The organism is Streptomyces sp. SID12501 (assembly GCF_010550245.1).
Lineage (GTDB): Bacteria > Actinomycetota > Actinomycetes > Streptomycetales > Streptomycetaceae > Streptomyces.
Map to the genome: position 1 here is coordinate 1 of NZ_JAAGLU010000573.1, position 456 is coordinate 456.

At 73.0% G+C, this 456-nt stretch carries 1 pseudogene; it reads right to left on the reverse strand.

Annotation, left to right across the window (positions count from 1 at the left end):
* Positions 1–344, reverse strand: a pseudogene (locus G3I71_RS47345) (amino acid transporter); the annotation flags it as partial.
* Between the last annotated feature and the right edge of the window lie 112 nt (positions 345–456).

Here is a 456-nt window from a genome sequence, read left to right on the forward strand (position 1 = left end):
GGGACGAGGGCGAGCAGGGCGGCGCCGATGCCGACGCGCTTGCCGAGGCCGCGCGCGATGTAGGCGTAGAACGCGCCGCCGCTGCGGACGTGGCGGCTCATGGCGGTGAAGCCGACGGCGAAGACGGTGAGCGTGAGGCCGGCGAGGAGGTATCCGGCGGGGGCGCCGATGCCGCCGAGGAGGATCGCGACGGGCGCGACGCCGGCCATGACGGTCAGCGGGGCGGCGGCGGAGACGACGAAGAAGGAGATGTCGGCCGTACCGAGGGCGCCGCTGCGCAGGGCGGACCCGGCGGCGGCGGTGCTGGGGGTGGATCTCGGCGCAGGTTCCGGCGTTTCGGGCATGCGGGGGGGGCACCCTTCTGCGAACGGCAGGCGGCGGGAGTCCGAAAACCTAAAGGCTTTCGGTTTGCGGCAATGTAGCCTCCGGTTCTGGCGTACGGGAAGACCTCACGGC